The organism is Pseudomonas sp. GW456-12-10-14-LB2, from assembly GCF_002884345.1.
In the GTDB taxonomy this organism is placed as follows: Bacteria; Pseudomonadota; Gammaproteobacteria; order Pseudomonadales; family Pseudomonadaceae; genus Aquipseudomonas; species Aquipseudomonas paraglycinae.
Window position 1 is genome coordinate 1 of sequence record NZ_POHV01000081.1, and the last position, 3,903, is coordinate 3,903.

Here is a 3,903-nt window from a genome sequence, read left to right on the forward strand (position 1 = left end):
TCACCCCAGCCCTCTCCCCCAGGGGGGGCGAGGGGGAAAGGGAGCAAATCTCCGTGCTTTTCAAACCTGAGTTCGATTCGATACTTCAGGTCGGTGTATAGCGACAAAACACCTCGGTCAGTCCCCTCTCCCTCCGGGAGAGGGTTAGGGTGAGGGGGCTCTTGATTTTGCTCTGGCGTTAAAGGCTCAGCGAAAAAACGGCACATCCCCCAACACCGTAGCCCGCTGCATCACCCGCCGCGCCGGCCGGTAGTCATCCACCGCGTAATGCTGGGTCACGCGGTTATCCCAGAATGCAATGTCATCCTTCTGCCAGCGCCAGCGAATGGTGAACTCCGGCCGCGTCGCATGCGCGAACAAGAACTTCAACACCGCTTCGCTCTCGGTCTCCGACAGCTCATTGATCTTCGACGTGAACCCTTCGTTGACGAACAGCGAACGCCGTCCGCTCACCGGATGCGTGCGAATCACCGGGTGCGACAGCGGTGGATTTTTGCGCCTCGCGGCTTCCCACTGCGCCAGTGCTTCCGGCGTGTTGCCGTAGCGCTCCAGCGGGAAGGATCGGGTGAAATCGTGAGTCGCAGTCAGCCCTTCAAGCAGCGCTTTCATTGGCGCCGACAGCGCCTCATACGCGGCAATCCCGCTGGCCCACAATGTGTCGCCACCGAATTCCGGCAGCAGCTTGGCGCTGAGCACCGCGCCCATGGCCGGGGTCGGCAGGAAGGTCACGTCGGTGTGCCAGATCGCGTTGTCGCGCACGTCGGTGACGGCGGTGTCGAGGATCAGCACTTCCGGCTGTTCCGGCACGTTCGGGTAGATCGGATGAATATGCAGGTCGCCGAAGTAGGCGGCGAAACGCGCCTGCTGCGACGGCTCGATCGGCTGATTGCGGAAGAACAGCACCTGGTATTTGAGCAGTGCCTGCTCGATGGCATCGCGCTGTTCCAGGTTCAGCGGCTGGCTGATGTCGACGCCGCTGATCTGTGCGCCGAGGGCCGAGCTTAACGGGGTGATGTTCAGGCTGCTCATGGTGGTTCTCTTCAATTCCGGGGCCCCGAAACTGTCGGGGTAGTCAGTGCTGAAAAATCAGTGGGCCTGGCCGTGCCACGGCACCAGTTTGCGTTGCAGGGCGCGCAGGCCCATCTCCATAGCGAAGGCGATCAGGGCGATGACCAGAATCCCCAGCACCACCACATCGGTGACCAGGAACTGCGCAGCCGACTGCACCATGAAGCCCAGGCCGCTGGTGGCCGCGATCAATTCGGCAGCGACCAGCGTCGACCAGCCGACACCCAAGCCAATGCGCACACCGGTCAGAATGTCCGGCAGGGCGCTTGGCAAAATCACGTGGCGGATCAGTTGCGTGCGAGTCGCGCCCAGCGATTGCGCAGCGCGCAATTTGGCCGGGTCGACGGTGCGCACGCCGGTGGCGGTCGCGATGGCAATCGGAGCGAAAATCGCCAGATAGATCAGCAGCACTTTCGACAACTCGCCGATGCCGCACCAGATCACGATCAGCGGCAAATAGGCGAGCGGCGGAATCGGCCGGTAGAACTCGATCAGCGGATCGAGCACGCCACGGGCGATGCGGTTGGCGCCGATGGCAATGCCCACCGGCACCGCGGTCAGAATCGCAAAACCGAGGCCCAGACCGATGCGGCTCAGGCTCGCACCCAAGTGCTGCCACAGCGTCGAATCCATGTAGCCCGTGGTCGCCAGCAACCAGCCTTTTTGCAGCACGGCGGACGGTGGCGGCAGGAACAGCGGTTCGATCAGACCGGTGGCCGTGACGGCCCACCAGATCACCAGCAACGCGAACAGGGTCAGCAGGCTGATCCAGCGGGTGCTGAGGCTGCGACGCACGGGAATCACCACCGATGTGGCGGCGGGTTTCACGGCGGTGGCGGAAACGTCGTAACTGCTCATGCGCGCTCCTGCCGCTGAACGGCGCTGCGTTGCGAGAACACTTTGGCCAGCACGTGTTCGCGGGTTTCGATGAAGCGCGGATCGGACTTGATCGCCCGCGCCGATTCGCCGGCGGCGTAGCGCTGGCCGAAGTCGAGATGCAGACGCTCGACGATCTGCCCCGGATTCGGCGCGAGCAGAATCAGGTCAGTGGCAAGGAACACCGCTTCTTCAATGTCGTGGGTAATCAGGAACACCGGTTTGGCGGTGCGTTGCCAGACTTGCAGCAACAGCTCCTGCATCTGTTCACGGGTGAAGGCGTCAAGGGCGCCGAAGGGCTCGTCCATCAGCAATACACGTGGGTCGGCGGCGAGAGCGCGGGCCAGGCCGACGCGCTGCTTCTGGCCGCCGGAAAGCTGCCAGATGCGACGGTGTTCAAAACCGGAAAGGTCGACCAGCGCGAGCATTTCCCGGGCACGCTGTTCGCGTTTGTCCTTGGCCACACCGGCCAGTTCCAGACCGAAAGCGACGTTGGCCAGCACGTCCTGCCAGGGCAGCAGGGCGTCGTCCTGGAACACCACGCCGCGCTCGGCGCTCGGGCCTTTGACTGGCACATTGTCGAGGGTGATACGGCCGGCACTCGGTTCGACGAAGCCGGCAATCAGGTTCAACAGCGAAGTCTTGCCACTGCCGGACGGGCCGAGGGCCACCAGCAATTGCTGAGGGCCGAGGGTCAGGGAAATGTCGGACAGTACCGGTTCCGGGCTGCCGGGATACTGTGCGCTGATGCGCTCCAGCTGTAGCAAGGCCATCGCAGTTAACTCCCGATCAGTTGGTGATGTACTTGGCGCTGACGTACGGCGCGTAGTCCGGCAGTACCGCTTCGACCTTGCCTTGCTCCTTGAGGAACGCAGCGGTGTCGGTGATGGCTTTGGTGGTCGGAGCGCCGAGGTCGCTGACTTGATCCGCTGCCAGCGGGTAGACGTTGCCTTGCAGCAGCAATGGAATGTCGCTGGCTTTGGCGCCGGAGAGTTTCACCAGCTTGTCGACGTTGCTCTGATTGGCCAGCCAGGCTTTCGGATCCTTGCGGTAGTCGGCGTAGGCGTCGAGGGTGACCTTGGCGAAGGCGGTGACGATTTCCGGGTGCTTCTCGGCGAAGTCCTTGCGCACGATCCAGGCGTCGAAGGTCGGTGCGCCGAACTTGGCCAGTTCACCGGAAGTGATCAGCACTTTGCCGTTTTCCTTGGCCACACCCAGCGCCGGATCCCAAACGTAGGTGGCGTCGATGTCACCGCGTTTCCACGCAGCAATGATCGCTGGCGGGGCGAGGTTGAGGACGGTGACTTTTGATGGGTCGATGTTCCAGTGCTTCAGCGCGGCGAGCAGGCTGTAGTGACCGGTGGACACAAACGGCACGGCGATTTTCTTGCCGACCAGATCCTGCGGGGTCTTGATGCCGGAGCCGTCGCGGGCGACCAGTGCTTCGGCGGCGCCGATCTGGGTGGCGATGAGGAAGGTTTCCACCGGGACTTTGCGGGTGATTGCAGCGGTCAGCGGGCTGGAACCGAGGTAGCCGATCTGCACGTCGCCGGAGGCGATGGCGGCGATGATGTCGGCACCGTTATCGAATTTGCGCCAGTTGATGTCGGCCTTGGTGGCTTTCTCGTAGGCGCCGTCGGCCTGGGCGACTTTCGCCGGGTCAACGGTGGTCTGGTAGGCGACGGTGAGGTCGGCGGCCTGAGCCAGGAAACTCGCAGCAGCCAGAGAGGCCACGGCCAGCAGGCGAAGCGGGAAATTCAGTTTCATTGAAGAGCTCCATATCAGGCGACCGAGCGTCGGCGTGAAAGGAGACTAAATGATCTAAGAATCTAAAAATAAATAACTTTTTAGAATGAGCTTATGAGCGGAAAAATCTAAGCGTGGGAGAGTGGGGGCTTTTCGGATTATCGGTTCGGACTTGAAATCCTTACCCCCTCACCCCCGCCCTCTCCCCCCACG

The 3,903-nt window shown here is 62.4% G+C and carries 4 protein-coding genes; all 4 read right to left on the reverse strand.

What is annotated here, in order from left to right:
• Positions 1-186: 186 nt before the first annotated feature.
• From tauD to tauA, 4 genes are read right to left on the reverse strand one after another with little or no spacing between them, the layout of a single operon-like run.
• Positions 187-1,029, reverse strand: a complete 843-nt coding sequence (tauD, locus tag C1X29_RS28090) for a taurine dioxygenase (RefSeq protein WP_074689444.1) — start codon at positions 1,027-1,029, stop codon at positions 187-189.
• A 57-nt stretch (positions 1,030-1,086) separates the two neighbouring features.
• A complete protein-coding gene (tauC, locus tag C1X29_RS28095; protein WP_102718941.1) occupies positions 1,087-1,926 on the reverse strand; it encodes a taurine ABC transporter permease TauC in 840 nt (279 codons plus the stop codon).
• On the reverse strand, positions 1,923-2,717 hold the full coding sequence (tauB, locus tag C1X29_RS28100) for a taurine ABC transporter ATP-binding subunit (RefSeq protein ID WP_011331959.1): 795 nt from the start codon (positions 2,715-2,717) through the stop codon (positions 1,923-1,925). The genes tauC and tauB overlap by 4 nt, the downstream gene beginning before the upstream one ends.
• 16 nt (positions 2,718-2,733) lie before the next feature.
• On the reverse strand, positions 2,734-3,711 hold the full coding sequence (gene tauA, locus C1X29_RS28105; protein ID WP_007952702.1) for a taurine ABC transporter substrate-binding protein: 978 nt from the start codon (positions 3,709-3,711) through the stop codon (positions 2,734-2,736).
• Positions 3,712-3,903 lie beyond the last annotated feature (192 nt).